At 56.8% G+C, this 19187-nt stretch carries 21 protein-coding genes, 1 other RNA gene and 2 pseudogenes; 13 read left to right on the forward strand and 11 right to left on the reverse strand.

Annotated features, from left to right (window positions below):
* Positions 1–56 precede the first annotated feature (56 nt).
* Complete coding sequence (locus ACFQDL_RS29090) at positions 57–704, reverse strand: phospholipase D-like domain-containing protein (protein ID WP_379912275.1); 648 nt, start codon at positions 702–704, stop codon at positions 57–59.
* Positions 635–1513 (reverse strand): phospholipase D-like domain-containing protein, encoded by an 879-nt coding sequence (locus tag ACFQDL_RS29095; RefSeq protein ID WP_379912277.1) that lies wholly within the window; start codon positions 1511–1513, stop codon positions 635–637. Before ACFQDL_RS29095 ends, ACFQDL_RS29090 begins: the two co-directional genes overlap by 70 nt.
* 394 nt (positions 1514–1907) lie before the next feature.
* Between ACFQDL_RS29095 and ACFQDL_RS29100 the strand changes: the two genes are divergently transcribed.
* The gene (locus tag ACFQDL_RS29100) at positions 1908–2051 is read left to right on the forward strand and encodes a hypothetical protein (protein ID WP_379912279.1); all 144 of its coding nucleotides are present in this window, start codon (positions 1908–1910) and stop codon (positions 2049–2051) included.
* 173 nt (positions 2052–2224) lie between these two features.
* Here ACFQDL_RS29100 and ACFQDL_RS29105 read toward each other — a convergent pair whose 3' ends face one another.
* Positions 2225–2707, reverse strand: coding sequence for a hypothetical protein (locus ACFQDL_RS29105; RefSeq protein ID WP_379912281.1), 483 nt, complete (start codon positions 2705–2707; stop codon positions 2225–2227).
* A gap of 49 nt (positions 2708–2756) precedes the next feature.
* Positions 2757–3890, reverse strand: coding sequence for a DSD1 family PLP-dependent enzyme (locus ACFQDL_RS29110; RefSeq protein ID WP_379912283.1), 1134 nt, complete (start codon positions 3888–3890; stop codon positions 2757–2759).
* A 127-nt stretch (positions 3891–4017) separates the two neighbouring features.
* On the opposite strand from ACFQDL_RS29110, the gene ACFQDL_RS29115 reads away from it, so the two are divergent.
* The 6 genes and pseudogenes from ACFQDL_RS29115 to ACFQDL_RS29140 all read left to right on the forward strand — a co-directional run bounded on the left by ACFQDL_RS29115 (position 4018) and on the right by ACFQDL_RS29140 (position 7745).
* On the forward strand, positions 4018–4620 hold the full coding sequence (locus tag ACFQDL_RS29115) for a helix-turn-helix transcriptional regulator (protein ID WP_379912285.1): 603 nt from the start codon (positions 4018–4020) through the stop codon (positions 4618–4620).
* Positions 4621–4738: 118 nt separating this feature from the next.
* A pseudogene (locus ACFQDL_RS29120) lies at positions 4739–5622 on the forward strand (threo-3-hydroxy-L-aspartate ammonia-lyase).
* Positions 5623–5731: 109 nt separating this feature from the next.
* Entirely contained in the window at positions 5732–6154 is a 423-nt protein-coding gene (locus ACFQDL_RS29125; RefSeq protein WP_379912287.1) for a RidA family protein, read from the forward strand.
* Between the two features lie 292 nt (positions 6155–6446).
* Positions 6447–7142: a dicarboxylate/amino acid:cation symporter gene (locus ACFQDL_RS29130; protein WP_379912289.1), complete on the forward strand. Its 696-nt coding sequence runs from the start codon at positions 6447–6449 to the stop codon at positions 7140–7142.
* Positions 7106–7252: pseudogene (locus tag ACFQDL_RS29135) on the forward strand (cation:dicarboxylate symporter family transporter); the annotation flags it as partial. The gene ACFQDL_RS29130 and the pseudogene ACFQDL_RS29135, both read left to right, overlap by 37 nt.
* Before the next feature lie 34 nt (positions 7253–7286).
* Positions 7287–7745 (forward strand): dicarboxylate/amino acid:cation symporter, encoded by a 459-nt coding sequence (locus tag ACFQDL_RS29140; protein WP_379912292.1) that lies wholly within the window; start codon positions 7287–7289, stop codon positions 7743–7745.
* Between the two features lie 323 nt (positions 7746–8068).
* Here the strand turns inward: ACFQDL_RS29140 and ACFQDL_RS29145 are convergent, their stop codons facing one another.
* Positions 8069–8779 carry an ion transporter gene (locus ACFQDL_RS29145; protein WP_379912294.1) on the reverse strand — a complete coding sequence of 237 codons (711 nt, stop codon included), beginning with the start codon at positions 8777–8779 and terminating at the stop codon, positions 8069–8071.
* A gap of 585 nt (positions 8780–9364) precedes the next feature.
* Here ACFQDL_RS29145 and ACFQDL_RS29150 point away from each other — a divergent pair.
* From ACFQDL_RS29150 to ACFQDL_RS29165, 4 genes are all read left to right on the forward strand, one after another.
* Complete coding sequence (locus ACFQDL_RS29150; protein WP_379912296.1) at positions 9365–10378, forward strand: SIR2 family protein; 1014 nt, start codon at positions 9365–9367, stop codon at positions 10376–10378.
* 9 nt (positions 10379–10387) lie between these two features.
* On the forward strand, positions 10388–12121 hold the full coding sequence (locus ACFQDL_RS29155; RefSeq protein WP_379912298.1) for an ATP-binding protein: 1734 nt from the start codon (positions 10388–10390) through the stop codon (positions 12119–12121).
* Between the two features lie 148 nt (positions 12122–12269).
* The gene (locus ACFQDL_RS29160) at positions 12270–13034 is read left to right on the forward strand and encodes a DUF6602 domain-containing protein (protein WP_379912300.1); all 765 of its coding nucleotides are present in this window, start codon (positions 12270–12272) and stop codon (positions 13032–13034) included.
* 934 nt (positions 13035–13968) lie between these two features.
* Entirely contained in the window at positions 13969–14508 is a 540-nt protein-coding gene (locus ACFQDL_RS29165; RefSeq protein WP_379912301.1) for a hypothetical protein, read from the forward strand.
* Between the two features lie 83 nt (positions 14509–14591).
* Here ACFQDL_RS29165 and ffs read toward each other — a convergent pair.
* The 3 genes from ffs to ACFQDL_RS29180 form a co-directional block, all read right to left on the reverse strand.
* Positions 14592–14688, reverse strand: an RNA gene (ffs, locus tag ACFQDL_RS29170) — signal recognition particle sRNA small type.
* Positions 14689–14816: 128 nt separating this feature from the next.
* Positions 14817–15428, reverse strand: coding sequence for a LysE family translocator (locus ACFQDL_RS29175; protein WP_379912302.1), 612 nt, complete (start codon positions 15426–15428; stop codon positions 14817–14819).
* Between the two features lie 63 nt (positions 15429–15491).
* Positions 15492–16415: a LysR family transcriptional regulator gene (locus ACFQDL_RS29180; protein WP_379912304.1), complete on the reverse strand. Its 924-nt coding sequence runs from the start codon at positions 16413–16415 to the stop codon at positions 15492–15494.
* A 122-nt stretch (positions 16416–16537) separates the two neighbouring features.
* Here ACFQDL_RS29180 and ACFQDL_RS29185 point away from each other — a divergent pair, with 122 nt between their 5' ends.
* Together ACFQDL_RS29185 and ACFQDL_RS29190 are read left to right on the forward strand one after the other, a co-directional pair.
* Positions 16538–17110, forward strand: a complete 573-nt coding sequence (locus tag ACFQDL_RS29185) for a cytochrome b (RefSeq protein WP_379912306.1) — start codon at positions 16538–16540, stop codon at positions 17108–17110.
* Between the two features lie 2 nt (positions 17111–17112).
* Complete coding sequence (locus tag ACFQDL_RS29190; protein ID WP_379912308.1) at positions 17113–17595, forward strand: YceI family protein; 483 nt, start codon at positions 17113–17115, stop codon at positions 17593–17595.
* A gap of 304 nt (positions 17596–17899) precedes the next feature.
* On the opposite strand, the gene ACFQDL_RS29195 is transcribed toward ACFQDL_RS29190, so the two are convergent.
* The 3 genes from ACFQDL_RS29195 to ACFQDL_RS29205 are packed head-to-tail and all read right to left on the reverse strand — an operon-like array spanning position 17900 to position 19097.
* Positions 17900–18277, reverse strand: coding sequence for an LOG family protein (locus ACFQDL_RS29195; protein ID WP_379912310.1), 378 nt, complete (start codon positions 18275–18277; stop codon positions 17900–17902).
* Entirely contained in the window at positions 18229–18462 is a 234-nt protein-coding gene (locus tag ACFQDL_RS29200) for an LOG family protein (RefSeq protein ID WP_379912312.1), read from the reverse strand. Before ACFQDL_RS29200 ends, ACFQDL_RS29195 begins: the two co-directional genes overlap by 49 nt.
* 14 nt (positions 18463–18476) lie before the next feature.
* Complete coding sequence (locus ACFQDL_RS29205) at positions 18477–19097, reverse strand: LysE family translocator (protein ID WP_379913427.1); 621 nt, start codon at positions 19095–19097, stop codon at positions 18477–18479.
* Positions 19098–19187: the final 90 nt, after the last annotated feature.

The following is a 19187-nucleotide window of genomic DNA, read 5'->3' on the forward strand; positions in this document are numbered from 1 at the left end:
CCGAAAAATGGCGGCGCCAGACGATGCGGTGCGACGAGGATCTCGACCGGCGCCCCTCACTGAATGGGCGCCAGCAGATAGGCCACCCGACTGACCATCCTCAGCGGCAACGACCAGCCCCTCACCTCGGCGAAGCTCAATTGCCGGCTATTGGCGAAGTCGGTGGCCAGCATCTCTGCGACTTTGGCAGCGAACGGGCGGCTGCGGTTCAGTATCGAAATCTCGAAGTTGAGACGAAAGGAGCGGTTGTCGATGTTCGCGGTACTGATCGAAGACATGTCATCATCCATCAGCAGAACCTTTTGATGCAGGAACCCCTTCTGATAACGGTAGAACTTGACCCCGCTGAAGATCGTTTCGCCGATATAGGTGTAGGACGACAGCTTCATCAGGCGCTTGTCTGCCAGATCCGGCAGCAATATCCGCACGTCCACGCCACGCAGGGCCGCCAGTTGCAGCGCCGCCACCACCGAAGCATCGGGCACGAAATAGGGGCTCACGATCCAGAGCCGGTGACGGGCCTGCTGAATAAGGTGCAGAAAATAGAGCGCGCAGCTCTCCAGGGCGTCGGCAGGGCCGCTCGGCAATACAAGCGTTTCGACGCCATCGGTGTCCACCGGCACCGGCTCCCAGTTCAGCCCCAGCGGCAAACGGTCCGTGGCCCAGAACCAGTCCTCGACGAAAGCCAGCTGAACCGCCTGCACCGAAGGTCCCCGAAGGCTAATATTGGTATCCCGCCAGGGCTCAGCACCGGATGCCGGTGCACGTATTCTCGCCCGACATTCACGCCGCCGACGCAGGCATAGCGTCCATCGACCACCAGTATCTTGCGGTGGTTGCGAAAGTTGAGCTGGAAACGGTTGAGCAACCCCTTGGTGCTGTGGAACGGATGGATGCGGATCCCCATGGCGCTCAACTTGCGTACATAGGCACGGTGCAACTGGAAGGAGCCGATTTCGTCATAGAGAAAAGAGACCTGCACGCCCGCTGCGACTTTTTCCGCCAGCAGATCCGCCAGCGCGCGCCCCATCTCGTCATCCCTGACGATATAGAACTCCAGCAGCACGTAATGACGGGCACTGCGAATCTCGGCAAACATGTCCTCGAAGGCACGATCGCCGTTGATCAGCAGTCGCGCTTCGTTGCCGCGGGTAAAGGGCATGCTCGCCAGCCGTTCGAGGGCCGTGGCAGCATGGTTCGCAGCCGAAGTGCGGGGAATGAAGGGCTGAAAACGGCGATTCAGGTCACCGGCCAGGCGCTGTATCTCGAGCAGGCCACGGCGCCGGACACGGGCGTAGCCGTGAAACCGGCGGCGCCCGAAGACCCAGTACAACGGCACCATGACCGGCGGAAAGATCACCAGCAGGATCGCCCAGGCAACGGCTCCCTGCGCCGTACGCGTCGTCATGATCGCATTGAGCGCCGACAGAATTCCCAGCACCAGCATGACAAAGGCGCCCAGCGCCAGTATCAGCGGTTCCTGTTCCGGTGTCAGCACGGTGGTGGTCGCCACGAAGAGCCCCTGCAGAAGTCTCCACTTGACCTTAGCTGCCAATACGATCGCCGGCAACGACCGGCTTGCGGGACACCATGCAGCCCGACCGGCAATACCGGCACCATAAGGCAAAGAACCCTGCACAGCGACCTCAGCCCCGGCCAGGTTCGGCCGCCGGCAACGACCGGCTTGCGGGACGTCATGCAGCCCGCCCGGCAATACCGGTGTCATAAGGCAAAGAACCCTGCACAGCGACCTCAGCCCTGGCCAGGTTCGGCCGCCGGCAACGACCGGCTTGCGGGACGTCATGCAGCCCGCCCGGCAATACCGGTGTCATAAGGCAAAGAACCCTACACAGCGTCCTCAGGCTCGGCTAGAATAGCCCCGCCACTGGTGACAAGGAGTCAGTCACATGAATCAATTACTGGCAGCTGTCCAGGCCTGGATCAAGGAAAATCCATGGCGTCTGCTCTACCTGCTTCCCTATCTGCTGGTCCCTTTCCTGGTAGTGCCGTTCTACAACCTGCTGGATTATGTCACAGCACTGCTGATGTAAGACCGGGCTTTCCGAGTGCCGCTTCGGACCTTTCCGTCTCGATCAGCTCCGCGCCCGGCAACCGGCCGCACTCCTCGCAGATGCGCCGGGTACAGCCTGCGCTGAAATCCAACTCCAGCTCTGCGTTGCGAAACCGACGACGCCGGGTGCGGTCGGTCGTCGGCGTGATGCGGTCACGCCAGTTGAGGATCGGCACTCAGGTGGTGGAACGAATATTTATCGGTCACGGCAATCCTTCGCAGATCGTACAGGAAAGAGTATTTTCCGCCGCGAACAGGCCGCGCCCGGTAGTTACGGTGTCCTTGACACGCCACGGTCGCCGCCCGAGGCACCGACCACAGCCGGCAGCATATAGGCCGCGGACGGCCCCCGGGCGTCACCACGCCGGCGACGGTGGCGATCAGGAGTCCCAGCAGGCCGCTGTTCCTGCCGACCAGTCGGGTAAAGCTGTCGCGGGGCAGCGGCACCCAGACCAGCCCCGCGAGCATCACCGCGGCAAGCATCTTGAGGGCCATGTCCGCCACCAGCCGCAGGTCCTCGACGAAGACCGCAACGAACACCTCTTCGCCAAGCGATTGGTGGCAGATGGCCCCGGTCACCAGCGCGAACGCCGCGAATCCGGCGAAGCCCGACCCGGTGATGGTGCCGCTCGACAATGCGGCGGAAATCGCCGATCTTGCTGGCTCGATGGCACCTGTTCCGTAACTACCAGCCGTAGAAGCGAGGCCAGGTTTCGGTATTGCCGTCGGGCCGCATGGCCTGGTACCCGGGATGCTGCGCACCAGTGGCACAAGCATGATTGGGCAGAATGCGCAGTCGCGTGCCGATGGGGAAGCGTTCCGCGATACTGCGGTCCGTTTCGCCGCTACGAGACAGAATTCCATGCTCCTGATTGGCACCGCTCAGGATGTAACCTTCAAGAACCGCCCCATCCTCGGTGCACACCTGGCCGAAGCCGAAGTCATGTTTCTGTTTTTGCGTGCCGCGATCACGACTCATCGCCATCCACCCCGCGTCGACGATGGCCCATCCTTTCTCTTCCTGGTGACCAATGACGGTCGTGAGGACACTCAGCGCGATGTCGTCTACCGTGCACACGCCGACGTTGCGCATCACCAGGTCAAACAATACGTAGACGCCGGCGCGCAGTTCGGTCACACCGTCCAGGTGCTCGGCCGTCAAGGCTGTCGGTGTCGATCCGATGCTGGTAACGGGACACGGCAAGCCGGCTTCGAGCAGCCTTTGCGCCGCGCGTACGGCCCCTGCGCGTTCCCGTTCGGAGATGGCCAGCAGGTCTGCATGGTTATCGTAGTCATAGCTCGAACCGGCATGGGTCATCACGCCGCCCAAGCGCATACCGGATTCCTGGAGCACGCGCGCAACCTCCAGCAATGCCTCTTCTTCCGGCTTGATGCCTGAGCGGTGGCCATCGGTGTCGATCTCGATCCACACCTCGAACACGGATCCATGCGTTTTCCCGAAGCTGCCGATTTCCCGGGCAGCCGCGACATTGTCCGCGATGATCTTCAGATCACAGCCACGCTGGCGAAGTGCAAGCGCTTGCGGAAGCTTGCCCGGAACCATTCCAACGGCATACAGGATATCGGCAATGCCCGCGTCGAAGAACTCCTCGGCCTCCTTGAGAGTCGAGACGGTGATGCCCTGAGCCCCCGCCGCAATCTGCGCCCGTACCACCGGCAGGCACTTGGTAGTCTTGACGTGCGGACGGAAGCGCACCCCGAGTGTCTTCACGCGCTCTTGCATGCGCTCGATGTTGCGCTGCATGCGCCGTGTGTCGATGAGGGCTGTAGGTGTATCAAGTTCTTGAAGTGTGGTCATGGGCAGGCTCGCTCTGAAAAGGTATTGCAGATAGTGAGTTGACAGTTTGTCCAGTTAAAGACAAACTGTCAAACATCATTAACGACACCCGCCCCCTGCCATGACAAAACGTACTCCGGAACAGCGATTGCTGCTCGAACAAATCAAACAGGTCGCCGATGGCCTGGCCAAGACGTTCGCCCCATTCTGCGAGATAGTCGTGCACGACCTGCTGGATCCCTCGCACGCTGTACTGGCGATCCATAACAACCTTTCCGGCCGCGAGGTCGGCGATCCGGCCACTGAGCTCGGGCTTGCCCGCATCATGGATCCGGAGTTCGAGCAGGTCATCGCCAACTATCCGAACTGTTTCCCGGATGGCCGCCAGGTCAAGAGCACCTCGATTGGCATCAAGGACTCCGAGGGGCGATACATTGCCGCACTCTGCATGAACATCGATCTCACGGTGTTTCAGGGCTTCCAGGGCATGCTGAACCAGTTTGTCGATATCCAGGTGGACGCGCCAGCCAAAGAGACGTTCGACCCTGCGGGCGCGGAAGCGATCCGCGCCCGCATCGACCAGTTCGCGGCGCGCTTGGCCACCACGCCCCGCGCGCTCAAGGCGGCAGATCGTCGTATCCTGGTCAAAGAGCTGAAGGGCGCCGGGCTGCTGGACTTGCGCCGGGCGATGGAAATCGTCGCCGCGCACCTGGGCGTCTCTCGCGCATCGGTATACAGCTATGCAAAGTGACGTCCGCTTCCCGGACAAAAACGCGGTAGAGAGGATTCCAATGATCAGCCTTCCAACCTTTGACGACGTTATCGCAGCGTCGGAACGTATCGAAGGGCACGCTCACAAGACGCCGGTGATGACATCCCGCACCGTCGACGAAAAGTTTGGTGCCCAGGTCTTCTTCAAATGCGAAAACCTGCAGCGCATGGGCGCCTTCAAGTTTCGCGGTGCATTCAACGCGTTTTCGAAGTTCAGCCCCGAACAGCGCAAGGCCGGGGTAGTCGTGTATTCGTCCGGTAATCACGCCCAGGCCACCGCGCTGTCGGCGAAGATTCTGGGCATTCCGGCGACGATCGTCATGCCGCACGACGCGCCGGCGGCCAAGGTGGCGGCGACGCAAGGCTATGGCGGCAAGGTGGTGATCTACGACCGCTATACGGAAGATCGCGAGCAGATCGGACGCGACCTGGCCGAGAGGCATGGCCTGACGTTGATTCCCCCTTACGATCATCCCGACGTGCTCAGTGGCCAGGTACGGCCGCCAAGGAACTGTTCGAGGAAGTCGGCGCCCTGGACGCCTTCTTCGTGCCGCTGGGCGGCGGCGGGCTGCTGTCCGGCTGTGCGCTGGCCACTCGGGCATTGTCGCCGGACTGCAGGCTGTACGGCGTCGAGCCGGAGGCGGGAAACGATGGTCAGCGCTCGTTCCTCTCGGGCAACATCGTACACATCGACACGCCCAAGACCATTGCCGACGGTGCCCAGACCCAGCATTTGGGCAAGGTCACCTTCCCCATCATCCAGCGGGATGTCGACGACATCCTGACAGCTTCGGACGCCGAGCTCGTTGACTGCATGGCATTCATGGCAACGCGCATGAAACTGATCGTCGAGCCCACGGGCTGCCTTGGCTTCGCGGCTGCCCGGCAGATGAAAGCCGAACTGAAAGGCAAACGCATCGGCGTGCTCATCAGTGGCGGTAACGTCGACCTGGCGCGTTTCTCCAGCCTGCTGGCCTCTTAGCCCGAGGCGCCAGCCGGCGGGACCCCACCCACTCCCAACGCCCAGCTGTCGATCGTTTTCTATCGACGGTGAGGGATCGCTTTGTCTATTGACCAGAGAGATAAGCACCATGAATCAAGCCGTCCAATGCTCCGATATCATTTGCTCGAACAGCTCGGCCATTACTCGCCCCGCCGGCCACTACTCCCACGTTTGCGTGGCGGCCGGTCAGGTCTTTATCTCCGGCCAGCTACCGATTCAACCGGATGGCACGCCTCTAAGCGGCCGCCCTTTCGAGGACCAGGCAGCCCAAGCGCTGGCGAACCTCGAAGCCTGCCTGACATGCGCGGGGGTCGGTAAGGAAAGCCTGGTACAGGTGCGCGTCTACGTCACCGACATCAACCACTGGCCGCTCTTCAACGCGACATACGCGAAATGGATTGGCGATCACCGTCCCGCCCGCGCGGTCGCCGGTGTGTCGGAACTGCATTTCGGGCTAGACGTTGAAGTCGAAGCGATTGCATTTCTCAGGCCCGGCGCTGAAACCCGCTAGCACGTCTTGCAAGCCAAAGAAGGGCAAGCCTTCGATGAGTCCGTCGAGGGAGTTCACCGAAGGTTTACCCGGATTGTGCCATTTCCGGTGAGAGGGGCGGCAAACCGCAACCTGACCTCGACACCGAAACGACCGGCTCCCGTGTTCCTGCTTCCGACGCCTGGCGCGCACGCAAGCGACATGTCGTCGAGACTGAAGCCCGGTAATGCCGGGGGATAAATAGGAGATAACAATGACAACGAAACCCTCACCTTCGACCTCTCGCCGTGGACCCTTCCGGTTCTGGAGCGGAATGCAGCTTTGGCAACAGATTTTCATCGCGCTGACGCTTGGCCTGGTTCTCGGCATAGTGCTCAACCAAACCGGCAACGCGGATTTCGCTGCCGGCTTCAAACCGCTCGGCGATCTTTTCATTCGCGGGATCAAGATGCTGATTGTGCCGTTGATCTTCGTATCACTGGTCGCCGGCGTCGCCTCGCTGCAGGATCTCGCCACCATGGGACGGCTCAGCGCGAAGACATTCGCCCTTTACCTGGCGACCACGGCAGTGGCGATCTCGATCGGACTCGCCCTGGCAACCGTCTTCAAACCCGGTGTCGGTGCGGTTTTAGGCTCAGCCAGGGCCGTCGACGCCAAGGATGCGCCGACCATCACCGACACGATCCTGGGTCTCGTACCGACCAACCCCGTCGAGGCCCTCGCCAATGGCAACGTGCTTCAGATTATTGTATTCGCGATCTTGTTCGGTATCGCGATCGTACTCGCTGGCGACGTCGCAAACCCGCTGAAACGCTTCTTCGATTCAGCGGCTGAGGTGGTGTATAGGCTGACATCGATCATCATCTCCTTTGCCCCCTACGGTGTATTTGCGTTGATGACCTGGGTATCCGGTACCTATGGCCTCGACCTGCTGGCCCCGTTGGCCAAGGTTATCGCAATGGTCTATCTCGGTTGCGCTGTCCATGCCGTGGTGGTCTACGGGGGCTGATCAGACTCGTCGCGCGCCTCAACCCGGTACGCTACTTTCAGGGCAGTATCGAGCCGATAATGGTCGCCTTTACCAGCACCTCAAGTTCGGGAACGCTACCGGTGTCGATGATGTCGGCCGAGCGCAATTTAGGTGTGTCACGCCGTGTCACGAGCTTCGTCCTCCCCTGGGCGCCACCATCAATATGGACGGCACTGCACTGTACCAGGGGTATGCGCAGTGTTCATCGCCCAGGCGTATGGCATAGATCTGAGCACCAGTCAGTATCTGACCATCGTACTGACCGCGACACTGGCCTCAATTGGAACCGCCGGCGTGCCCGGCGCCGGCCTGATCATGCTGTCGCTTGTACTGACCTCGGCTGGCCTGCCGCTTGAAGGTGTAGCCATTATTGCCGGCATCGACCGCATTCTCGACATGGCTCGTACCGCGGTAAACGTGGCTGGCGACTGTGCGGTCACGTGCGTAGTCGCGCGAAGCGAAGGCGAACTCGATCAAGCCATCTTTGATACCCCCCATGTCCTCAAGGCCGACGATGTACCGGCTGTCCGGGCAAGTGACCCTAATCCCGCCCAATCCCGGCTCGACCGAATCTCGACCTGACCCGTAGCGGGGCGGATCCCGCCCCGCGTCCACGCATGTCTACCGCACAACGCTATCGGGTTCGCGGCGCAGATCGCAGAGAGGCCAATATGTCATGCACAGGAGCACGTCAGGGGGTCCGTCAGGGGGTCAGCGTCAGGGGGATCAGGTCTTGTCTTTTTCCCTCAACGTTCAGTAATAAGGCAAAAAGCAAGACCACCGTCGGCTAATGGGTGATCCCGTACTCCTTCGCGTGCTCCTTTACTTGCTCCTTTATGGATAGGGCGTACCCTCCAGCCTACGCCGCTTGCACCTGTAACGTCGGCGAAACAATCCTGACCAGGCTAGTCGTCACTTGACAGCGACGACGCGATCTCCTCCTGCTTCGCCCGGATCGCCGACAACGACGAGGCGATAATACCGGTGGGTACCGCCACCAGCCCCAGCCCGATCATCAGCACGCAGAAGGTGAACAGACGTCCGCCCAGGGTGATCGGATAGATATCGCCGTAACCGACGGTCGTCAGCGTGACAACGACCCACCAGAGGCTGTCGAAAATGGAGCGGAACTTGTCCGGCTGCGCCGCATGCTCGAAGTAGTAGATACCGACAGCCGCCAGGAAGAGCACCACCAGACTGCCCAGCGTGAACACCAGCAACTCCTCCTTTGCCATAGCGATCGCTTTAGCGAAGCGGTCGAACGCCAAGCGGTACCGAAGCAGCTTGAGCACTCGGCCCAGGCGCAGTAGTCGCAGCAATCGCAACGTCCGCAAATCGACCGAAGTGGCCAGGTAAAACGGCAGGATCGCCAGCAGATCGACCAGGCCATAGAAGCTGAATACGAACCTCAGCCGGTTTTCGGTGCTGTAGATCCGATACAGATACTCCAGCGTGAACAGGCCGACGACCACAGTTTCCGAGATATCGAGAAAACGACGCACCGCGGGTCTAAGGTCCGGCAGGGTATCGATGGAGAAACAGACAACGGAATACAGAATCAGGAACAGTGTGACGCCAACGATCAGGGGCCGATCCAGTAAGTTTTCCGGCTTCATGCTTCACTTTCTTGTTACGTACAGTCTGGGCTACGAATCTATTGCGACACTGCGATAGCGCAACATACTACCGGATCGCCATTAGTGACACTCCGAACGTGAGCCCAGCCCTTCCCTGCCCTGCGCTTAGAGCCTCCAGAAACCCCGCCTACCCGGAGGCTCAGTAGCCGGTGTCACCTCTTTAGAGTCAGCTTTGTGCCCAAAGCGGACATTGCCTGCTCGCGACCGCAAGCGGCCCACAGCTCTACCATCATCTATGCGACCATGCTCTTGAGCACTGGCAATTACCTCGCGTTTGTATCAGACTCAAACGAGTGGACGACTAGATGTGGCTAATTTTTCACATACCTTTTGGACCGGCTGATTGAGAAAATGTATACCTTATAGAAGGAGTAAAAGCTCAATGGGTCGAATTCTATCTTCTTATATCAGATGCTTAAGTGTCTGCAATATTGTCCGATGAAGATTAAAAGGTATTCCTTCTAATAGGTGCTATTAGGTCGGAGGACTCATTGACAGACTGTTAGCGCTTAAAAACACCTGTGGTCAGAATGCAGATTTAAATAATTTAAAAGGGATTTTTAGATGTCAGAATTCGATTACCACAAGCAAGCTCAGGAGTACCACGGAAAGGCTCCTCTGATTATTTTGGGAAGTGGAGCATCGGCTGCCCATGGCATGTCCGGCATGGGAGCCCTTGCGGAGTATCTAGTTGCTAATACTGATATCTCTGGCTTGTCTAAGGCGGAGAACAATGCTTGGGAGACGTTCTGTCAGGTCTTGAACAATGGTGTAGATTTGGAGTCTGCACTTCATCAAGTTGCTGTTACGGACCTGCTTACCGCCAGAATCATTAATGCGACTTGGGAGCTTATTAACACTGAGGATACACAGGTATTTCTAGCAAGCCTTCAAAACAATGTAATGTTTCCTTTAAGTCGTCTGCTTGATCACATATTTAGAAGTAGTCTAAAGGCAGTAAACATCGTTACTACAAATTACGACAGATTGGCCGAGTATGCTTGTGATCAACAAAGAGTCCACCACTATACGGGATTTACACATGGATTCTTTCGCCAATTGGCAGAACCGAACGAAATATTGCCTGCGCGAAAAGTTAATATCTGGAAGGTCCATGGCTCTCTAGATTGGTTTAAATCTCCTCTGGAAGATATAGTGGCCATCTCAAATATTAGCCATATACCCGACAACTATGAGGCGCAAATTGTAACGCCAGGAACTCAAAAATATCAACGTACTCATCTAGAGCCATATCGTTCAATTATTAATAATGCTGATCGAGCTATTACAACTGCCAGTTCATATCTTTGCGTAGGATATGGATTCAATGACGAACACATTCAGCCAAAATTGGTGGTTAAATGTGTCCGTCAAGGCTCCCCGATTACTATTATTACCTATGCCCTTTCAGATGCTGCCAGAAGGCTAATCCTTGACGGTAAGGCGCAGAACTATCTCGCAATAGAACGAGGAGCAACAGACGATCAATCAATACTCTATTCATCGTTAAGTGAGGCTCCCATGACTGTTGAAAAGAATATATGGAGCTTTAAAGGTTACCTGTCACTAATTATGTAGGAAAAAGATATGCCGATTTTTAACTTTATGGATGAAGATGCTCTTGGCAAAGTCGCTTCAGTGGACACGGCAAACGTAATTGTTGAAGTGGATAATGTAGATCAACTAAAAAGATTGCAAGTCAACCATCTAGCAGTGCTCCAAAGTAGCAGGCCTGGACAACACTTAATCGGACTCATTACTCAAGTTACCCGCAAACGAAGTATCGAAGATATAGCTAGTGATGGTATTGCCGAACAGAATGTGGAAGTCAACTTGTGCCGTATCGCACTTATCGGAACATTGCTTGATCGTGACGGTGAAAAGGGGAATGTTTTCCGTCGTACTCTAGAAAGCGTGCCAGAAATCGATGCTAACTGCTTCTCTCTAGAGGGGCGCAATTTAACTGGATTTATGCGAACACTATCCAATGTGTCAGCCGATGAAAATTCTTTGACGTTGGGTACATACACTCTGGATGAACATGCTATTGCATATCTAAATGGCAATAAGTTTTTCCAGCGACATGCATTTATCGGAGGTAGTACGGGGTCCGGTAAATCCTGGACAACGGCAAAAATTATTGAACAGATGTCGGGCCTACCAACCGCAAACGCTATAGTTTTTGACCTTCATGGTGAGTATTCGCCATTGGTAGAAAAAGGCATCCAGCACTTCAAGGTAGCCGGTCCTAGAGATGTCGAGACCAAGCGCACTATTGATGATGGGGTTCTTTACTTGCCCTACTGGCTTCTCTCATATGAAGCACTTGTATCAATGTTTGTTGATCGAAGCGACCAGAATGCGCCGAATCAGGCCATGATTATGGCTCGCGAGATAAATCACGCAAAGCGAAAATACTTAGAAGACATCGACCAGAATGAAGTACTAAAACATTTTACGGTTGATAGTCCCGTTCCATTTGATCTTGCTTTTTTAATGGGCAGGTTGAATGAAATTAATGTTGAAATGGTTCCGGGAGCAAGAGCCGGCAGCGAGAAACAGGGTGACTTCTTTGGGAAGTTGGCGCGCATGATTTCCCGCCTCGAGAACAAAATATCTGATAGACGTCTTGGTTTTATGTTCAATGGAGGCGGAGATATTCTTGATTTTAGCTGGCTTGAAAAGTTCGCTAATGCAGTGCTTGGCAGTTTGGGAGAGAATGGCAAGGCAGGTATCAAGATCATTGATTTCTCTGAGGTCCCTTCAGATGTTCTCCCATTGATTGTCTCGCTTGTAGCTCGTGTAACTTTTTCTGTTCAACAATGGACCCCATCAGAGATGCGTCACCCAATAGCACTACTCTGTGATGAAGCGCATTTGTACATGCCTCAACGAAACATGGCAGATTCCGCAGACGACATTTCTTTGGATATTTTTGAACGTATTGCGAAAGAAGGGCGTAAGTATGGGGTTAGTCTTGTTGTGATAAGTCAGCGCCCATCCGAAGTCAACAAGACGATGCTAAGTCAGTGTAGTAATTTCGTTTCTATGCGACTCACCAATGCAGAAGATCAAGGCGTTATAAAGAGGCTGTTGCCTGATAGTTTAGGTGGATTTAGCGACATACTGCCTACCCTTGATACTGGAGAGGCTTTAGTCGTTGGTGATGCAAGCTTGCTGCCGAGCAGAATTAGAATTGATGAGCCAAAAAACAAACCCAATAGTGGGACAGTTGATTTCTGGGATGAATGGCAAAAGGCAGTTAAAGAAAGGCGTCTTTCGGTAGCTGTAGACAATTGGCGAAAACAGAACATCCAATAACATCTATATTTTCGCTTGGGAACTAAATGTTGGGTAGCAATATTTATTAATGTCGCGCTAGAAAAGCGTTGCACTCGGAAAAATTACTCGCTGCGCTCGCAATTTTCCGGTGAGCGCAACGTTATATGCTACTGTGGAACTGAGAGTTATGAGTAACTATTTTGAATTCGTAAGCCAAGAATTATTGATAAAACTGGCACAAGTCAAGTCATATATTACTAAGCACAACCCAACTATTGGTGTGTTGACTGAAGAAATTCTAAGGGGCTTTCTTAAAGACCACCTGCCACAGTTAGTAAGCGTTGAGCAAGGGTTTATCATAAATGACAAAGGTGAGTTATCGAAGCAATGTGATATTTTGATATATGACTCACAATTATTTGCACCGCTTTATAGAGTTAATGACATTGTAGTTGTACCTTCTGAGTCAGTACTTGCTGTTATTGAGGTCAAAACCACAATTAACAAAAATATTTTCCACAAGGTAATAGATTATTTCAAAAGCTTCGATTATCTTCCTAATGCAAAGACATACTTGTTTATCTTTAACTCAAATAGTATTGAAAAAATTGGAGATTACTTTCATTCATATGAGCATAAAGGAAGCTATCAGTTATTCGATCATGACACATATCAGTACTTGCCAGATGAGATAACAGGTATAAACGAATCATTTCACCTCTGCAAAGATAGTGTTATCACAAACACGGATATGATTGGTTACAGCTCCTGGTTTTATGAAGACTCAAAAGGTTCGGAGATTAATGCTCTTCAGCATTTTTATTCTTCTATCAGGAGAGTAGTCGACTCCTACATCGAAAAGAACTATAGGAGCGTCAATTTTAAAGAGAAAAATGATTACAGAGACTTAAAGCTAAAATCAATATTTGCAATTGAATTGTTTGATATGTAAAAAAGCACATAACACCTATGAGCCGTCCTCACGTCGATAGGCACTAAAAAATTATGAGCTTTTCACCCATAGTTGCTCTTTAACAATTTGAACTACTTGCTTCGCATTTCTGGTCCGTTGGCCGTCGGTGTATGCGGAAACAAATGTAATCTAGTAAAAAACCAACTGGGACGAGCCTTAGGCGCGTCCCTTAACAAATATTGATGTCTCCTTTGTGCCGTTAGGGCAGAAAATTGCTCCTGCATTTCCGGTGCACCGGACCGCTGCATAGACGCGGGGCGGCCTTCCGCCATCCATGGCGATAAGCCGGCGAGCACTGGGAGTCTTTTCCAATCAGGCCCGTCAGGGGCGAGGCATGGATGCCGAGCCGCCGATCCGGCACAGGGATGTGCCGTGATGCGCGGTGCGCCGCTCGACGCCCGGAAAAGGCTTCCAGCGCGCAGTGGAAAGGCTTCTTCGGGCGTCGTCCTGTTGTGGATAGCCTTTGCCTACTTTTCTTTGCACGAGCGAAGAAAAGTAGGTCGCCGAGAGGCGAAACCGGATTATCCGACAGCGGTAACACTTCCAGAATCTAATATTTTCAGAAGAGTACCCTGCAGCCACAGTGTTGGGTTACGACCCTCCGGGTCTTCACCCAACCTACGAATACATCCGTCACGGCAGGTGCGTGCCGAGACACGACCACCCGTCTCATACAGACTCGCTCTTTCCACTCTGCCCTCGTTTGCATTGAGTGCAATCTCAAGTTCATGACTTGTTGCCACAATGCCATCTCTCTTGACTCGCCCGGGCTCTGTTCAGCAGGTACCTTCGCCAGCCTGATCGCATCAAGCTTGCGAGGCAGTGTACTGCAGATTATGGAGATGGCATAAAGTTTGCCTTTCATATAGCTGGTGTTAGACACCTTTTTTCACGATCAAGGAGCAGCCGTTCAATGTTTAATGGGTTGGATGAGCTCGAAGATTTTGCCTCTCGACTTGCGCCCTTGACGCCTGAAGAAGCGGCAGCTTGGAAGCAGAAAAAGGCTTCGGCTGAGACCGGGAGAACCGAAACACAGCCTGTTTCGGATAATGCGGCAGATGCAGTATTGGTACATGTGGCTGCACCGGCGCCGAGCACGGTACCGAAGCCAGTGATCGATAGTGCAGCCGATCCGGAACCACCGCCAGTCCCGCCCGGGCCGCCGGAAACAGCAACGGCGCCTGAACGGGGTCCAGAACTATCTCACAAGTTGCAAGTGCCACCGCCAGAACCCGCAGATGAGAGGGAGCGCAAACGAGAAACAATATCGGCCCCCGTGCAGAAGATCGTTCCGAATGTCGGGCCGGAACAGCCGGCTGAGGCAATGGAAGCGAAACCACTGCTTATTACCCCTGAATCGGAGCTAGAACAGGTGCCCGGGAGCAAACGGTATACCCGATATGTCGTGGTGGCAGGGCTGTTGTTACTCTGCCTGGTGACGCTATTGATTTAGTGCGTCGGGATCTTAGGCAACCATCATCGATCAAGTCGACGGCTGAGCGGCTTGTAAATTATGAGGGGGAGAATTGGGGGCAGCTCCACCAGCCACATCCCGGCACACGAGTCTACCGCTGTGGCTGCTCCCTTCCGGGCCTGACCAGGTTCACGGTTTATCGTTGCGGGAGGACCGGCAGAGCTACCATAACGGGTCGGCTGACCGGTCTCGAACGAGACAGGCGCGCAGTATACCAACCTCGACGGGGATTGCAAAAGGTTTGAAACTAAAAGAAAAATTTCTTTCCCGGGCAAGGCCGAAGCTGCTCAGAAGGTGATCACCCGCAGCGCCAGCAGCAACAGGATGACACCGGTGATACGATCGATCAGGCGGGCACGTTTGCCGAGCCGGGACAGTACGTCCGAGCGCGACAGCACCAGTGCGACCAGGCTGTACCAGAGACCGTCGATCACCGCCGCAGTGGCGACCATCAACGCCTGCCCGGTCATCGTCATGTCCGGCGTCACGAACTGGGAAAACAGCGCCAGGAAGAAGACCGCGAGCTTCGGATTGAACAGCGAGATCATAAAGCCGTCGAGTCCGGCGCGCATCGCCGAGACGGGATCGCCACCACCCCAGGCCAGCGGGGCCTGGCCGGCCGATCGCAGCGCCTTGAGACCGAGCCAGGCAAGATAGCCGGCACCGGCCCAGGTCAGCAGCTGGTAAAGACCCGGCGACTGCACGATCAGCAGCGACAGCCCCGCCACCGTCGCCAGCGCCCAGAGGCCGACACCGAACGCATGGAACAGGCCGGCCAGGATACCGTGGCTGCGCCCTCCTCCCATGGTGTGACGCAGCACGACCGCGAGACTCGGCCCCGGGGACAGGGCTCCGGCACAGCAGATGGCGCATAGCGACAACCAGCTCATCCATGTCATGACAGCAGCTCCCTTCGGTTTCTGATCAATGGGTTAGGCAGGCTATTCTAGCACCGAAGCCACTCAGAAAGCCGGACCGGGCACGCCCGCCAGTTGCCGGCGCACCCACTGGCTCATCGGGTCGCGGTGATTGCGCTGGTGCCAGTACAGATAGAATTTCAGCTCCCGCTCGGCCAGCTCGCCCGGCAGCGGCTGCATGACCAGTTGCCCGTCCCGACACAGGCGCTCGGCGACGATCTCCGGCAACGCAAACAGCAGGTCGGTGCCGGCACAGAACTCCGGCACCGTCAGAAAACTGTTGGTGCGGACGACGACATCGCGCTTCAGGCCGTGCCCGCGCAGCAGCTTGTCCATCACCGAGACGCCGCGCCCGGTCATCGACACGAAGCCGTGACTCGCCGAAACGTAGTCGTCGAGACTTGGCGCCTGTCGTGCCAGGGGATGACCGCGGCTCATCACGCACACCACCCGGGTGGTCGCCAGCGCCACCCGGTTGATCTGAGCTTCGCCCTGGGGCGGACCAAGACCGCTGATGACGAAATCGACATCGCCCTGCTGCAGCAGACGGAAGTGGTCGCCGGGCTGGGAGTGGATATCCAGCTGCATCTGGCGCGCCTCGCGACGCATGGTTTCGAGCAGCTTCGGCAGGAAGAGCGCACCCTCCAGATCCAGACAGGCGACCCGCACCTGGGCACTGGAGCTGGCCGGATCGAACCCGGGCCGGCCGATGAGCTGGCCGAGATCCTGCAGTACCCCTTTCAGCGCCGGCAGCAGCTCCTCGGCCCGGGCACTGAGGTCGTAGCCATGCATCGACTTGACCAGCAGCGGGTCGTCGAAGGTCTCCCGCAACCGCTGCAACGCGCGGCTCACCGCGGGCTGGCTCATTTCCAGCTGCTCGGCGGCACGGGTCACGTGACGCTCCTCGAGCAGCACCTCGAGTATCACCAGCAGGTTCAGGTCGATCTTGCGTAGATTCGGTTTGTGCATAGCGGTAATCATAACAATGCATTAGACGCATTCCCACAGAATCCCTACATTAGGCTGAACGTTTTGCCGGTATCGAAGACTAACTGTCCCGATTCGGATATCGCTTCAATATCAGAGGGATCATGGCCATTACGACCCGACTCAGAAACGACGCCCAGAGCTACGGTTGGATGATGATAGGCATCCACTGGCTGATGGCCATCGCCATCATCGGCCTCTATGCGCTCGGACTCTATATCGTCGACCTGACCTACTACGACCCGGAATACAAGACCATGCCGAACCTGCATCGCAGCATCGGCATCCTGGTGCTGATCGCGCTGGCGCTGCGCCTGGCCTGGAAAATCGGCGACCGCACGCCCCGCCCGCTGGCGAGCCATGGCCCGCTGGTGCGACTGGCCACCGGTGCCGCGCACGGTCTGCTCTACCTGCTGATGCTGGTGACCCTGGTCGCCGGCTACCTGATCTCGACCGCGGACGGGCGCCCCATCGAGGTGTTCGACTGGTTCCAGGTACCCGCCTCGCCGCTGCAGTACGACGGCCAGGAGGATATCGCAGGATGGGTCCACTACTGGAGCGCCACGGCACTGATCGCGCTGGCCGGCCTGCATGCGCTGGCGGCCCTGAAACACCATTTCCTCGACAAAGACGCAACCCTCAAACGAATGTTCGGAATCACCAAGGAGACAACATGAAGATGAAGCTCGTCAAAGGCCTTGCACTGGGTGGCCTGCTGGCCGCCGCGGCACCGCTCTACGCCGCCGATTACGCCATCGACACCCAGGGCGCCCACGCCTCGGTCAACTTCCGTATAAACCACCTGGGCTTCAGCTACGTGACCGGCCGTTTCGAGAAATTCAGCGGCCAGTTCAGCTACGATGCCGCCAATCCGAATGCGGCCAGCGTCCAGGTCGAGATCGATCCGGCCAGCGTCGACACCAACCACGCCGAGCGTGACAAGCACCTGCGCAGCGCCGACTTCCTCGATGTCGAAAACAATCCGAAGGTGAGCTTCGTCAGCACCGCCTACACCACCGACGGCAACGGCGGTGGCGTGCTCGCGGGCGACCTGTCCCTGAACGGCGTCACCAAGCCGGTCGAGATCCAGGTCAGCCAGATCGGCGAAGGCGAAGACCCTGGGGCGGCTACCGCGCCGGCTTCCACGGCACCGCGGAGCTGAAGCTGAAGGACTTTGATATCGACTACAATCTGGGGCCGGCCGCCGAGGTGGTCTACCTGGATCTGAATATCGAAGGCGTGAAGCAGTAAGCGCTACGATCCCCCTTCGAAATGCAAAAACGCGCTTCCCGGAGCGCGTTTTTCACTATTGATGGGTTGCGCCACGTTAAATCCGCTGCACACCGACGACGGTGGGTCATCGCGGCTCCACCCATCCTACTACCGACTGTCCCGTTAAGGGTCAAGCACCAAGGATTAAAGCCGTCATCGCGGAACCCGTCACGCGTAACGCCTAACCTTATGGATCAGCTCCACTTGTCCGCCGGCGCCTCGTAGGACTCGAAGGCACCGAGCAGGGTTTCGGCCTCGCTGGCCATCAGCAGCATTTCGACATACTGCGGCCGCACGAAGCCCTCTTCCCGGCTATGCAGCACGAACTCCATGAGTTTGTCGTAATAACCGTCGATATTGAGCAGCCCGAAGGGCTTGCTGTGCAGTCCGAGCTGTCCCCAGCACCAGATCTCGAAAATCTCCTCGAAGGTGCCGACACCGCCGGGCAGTGCGATAAAGCCATCGGCAAGATCCGACATCATCGCCTTGCGCTGGTGCATGGTTTCGACCATCCGCAGCTCGGTCAGCTCAGGATGAGCGAGCTCGCGTTCGGCAAGACCCTTTGGCAGCACCCCGACCACCCGGCCGCCGGCACTGAGGCGCCGCTGGCGACCGCCCCCATCAGGCCCACCCGGGCGCCGCCGTAGACCAGCTCGATATTGCGCTCGGCCAGCAGCCGCCCCAGATGATATGCCGCTTCCTTGTACCGGCTGCCGGAACGCCCGTCGGCCGAACCGCAAAAAACCGCCAACCGCATCTTTGTCTCCTCCGTTAAAGTTTTGCCATCGCAAGACGCACACCCAGCGCGATCATCACAAGCCCCGTGATGCCATGACAGCAGGCCCTGAGGCCCGGCAGGCGAACCCAGCCCTGTACCCGACAGGTCAGCAGTGCCAGCAGCGACTGCCAGGTCATGGCGATGGCGAAATGCAACGCCGCCAGACCGAGCGCCTGCCATAGCACCGGATGGGCCGGGTCGACGAACTGGGGCAGAAAGGCCATGTAGAAAATAATCGTCTTGGGGTTGAGCAGGTTGGACAGCAGCCCCTCCCGCCAGCAACGCCAGCGGGATACCCGCGCCGGCGCCACCGCCCGCACCGCCCTGCCCGGATCGCTGCGGCTGTGGCGAATCCGACGCAGACTGCCCCAGCCGAGCCAGATCAGGTAGGCCGCGCCCGCAAGTTTCAGGCCTTCGAACAGCCAGGCGGACTGCAGCAGAATCACCGATATGCCCAGTGCCGACAGCACCGCATGGGCGAAGAGACCGCAGCAGATCCCGAAGCTGGTGACCACGCCGTCGGTCACGCCGCCACGGGCGGCATTGCGCACCGTCAGCAGGGTATCGATTCCCGGCGATACCGAGAGCAGCGTCAATGCCACCAGCGCCGGCATCAGATCAATCAACTCGGGCACAGCCAGTCTCCAGTAGCAGAATCAATCGGCAGAGGATCCACGGGACCAGTCGCCCGGGCGTCCTCATCT

Origin of the sequence: Marinobacterium aestuariivivens, assembly GCF_042661465.1 — a bacterium.
GTDB classification, from domain to species: domain Bacteria; phylum Pseudomonadota; class Gammaproteobacteria; order Pseudomonadales; family Balneatricaceae; genus Marinobacterium_A; species Marinobacterium_A aestuariivivens.

What these genes read in the sequence shown, in the direction of transcription:
- ACFQDL_RS29180 (WP_379912304.1), bottom strand. Translation starts at nt 16,415, where the DNA reads ATGCACAAACCGAATCTACGCAAGATCGACCTGAACCTGCTGGTGATA.
- ACFQDL_RS29190 (WP_379912308.1), top strand. Translation starts at nt 17,113, where the DNA reads ATGAAGCTCGTCAAAGGCCTTGCACTGGGTGGCCTGCTGGCCGCCGCG.
- ACFQDL_RS29175 (WP_379912302.1), bottom strand. Translation starts at nt 15,428, where the DNA reads ATGACATGGATGAGCTGGTTGTCGCTATGCGCCATCTGCTGTGCCGGA.
- ACFQDL_RS29125 (WP_379912287.1), top strand. Translation starts at nt 5,732, where the DNA reads ATGAATCAAGCCGTCCAATGCTCCGATATCATTTGCTCGAACAGCTCG.
- ACFQDL_RS29165 (WP_379912301.1), top strand. Translation starts at nt 13,969, where the DNA reads ATGTTTAATGGGTTGGATGAGCTCGAAGATTTTGCCTCTCGACTTGCG.
- ACFQDL_RS29155 (WP_379912298.1), top strand. Translation starts at nt 10,388, where the DNA reads ATGCCGATTTTTAACTTTATGGATGAAGATGCTCTTGGCAAAGTCGCT.
- ACFQDL_RS29205 (WP_379913427.1), bottom strand. Translation starts at nt 19,097, where the DNA reads ATGCCGGCGCTGGTGGCATTGACGCTGCTCTCGGTATCGCCGGGAATC.
- ACFQDL_RS29150 (WP_379912296.1), top strand. Translation starts at nt 9,365, where the DNA reads ATGTCAGAATTCGATTACCACAAGCAAGCTCAGGAGTACCACGGAAAG.
- ACFQDL_RS29130 (WP_379912289.1), top strand. Translation starts at nt 6,447, where the DNA reads ATGCAGCTTTGGCAACAGATTTTCATCGCGCTGACGCTTGGCCTGGTT.
- ACFQDL_RS29160 (WP_379912300.1), top strand. Translation starts at nt 12,270, where the DNA reads ATGAGTAACTATTTTGAATTCGTAAGCCAAGAATTATTGATAAAACTG.
- ACFQDL_RS29185 (WP_379912306.1), top strand. Translation starts at nt 16,538, where the DNA reads ATGGCCATTACGACCCGACTCAGAAACGACGCCCAGAGCTACGGTTGG.
- ACFQDL_RS29145 (WP_379912294.1), bottom strand. Translation starts at nt 8,779, where the DNA reads ATGAAGCCGGAAAACTTACTGGATCGGCCCCTGATCGTTGGCGTCACA.
- ACFQDL_RS29200 (WP_379912312.1), bottom strand. Translation starts at nt 18,462, where the DNA reads ATGCGGTTGGCGGTTTTTTGCGGTTCGGCCGACGGGCGTTCCGGCAGC.
- ACFQDL_RS29110 (WP_379912283.1), bottom strand. Translation starts at nt 3,890, where the DNA reads ATGACCACACTTCAAGAACTTGATACACCTACAGCCCTCATCGACACA.
- ACFQDL_RS29100 (WP_379912279.1), top strand. Translation starts at nt 1,908, where the DNA reads ATGAATCAATTACTGGCAGCTGTCCAGGCCTGGATCAAGGAAAATCCA.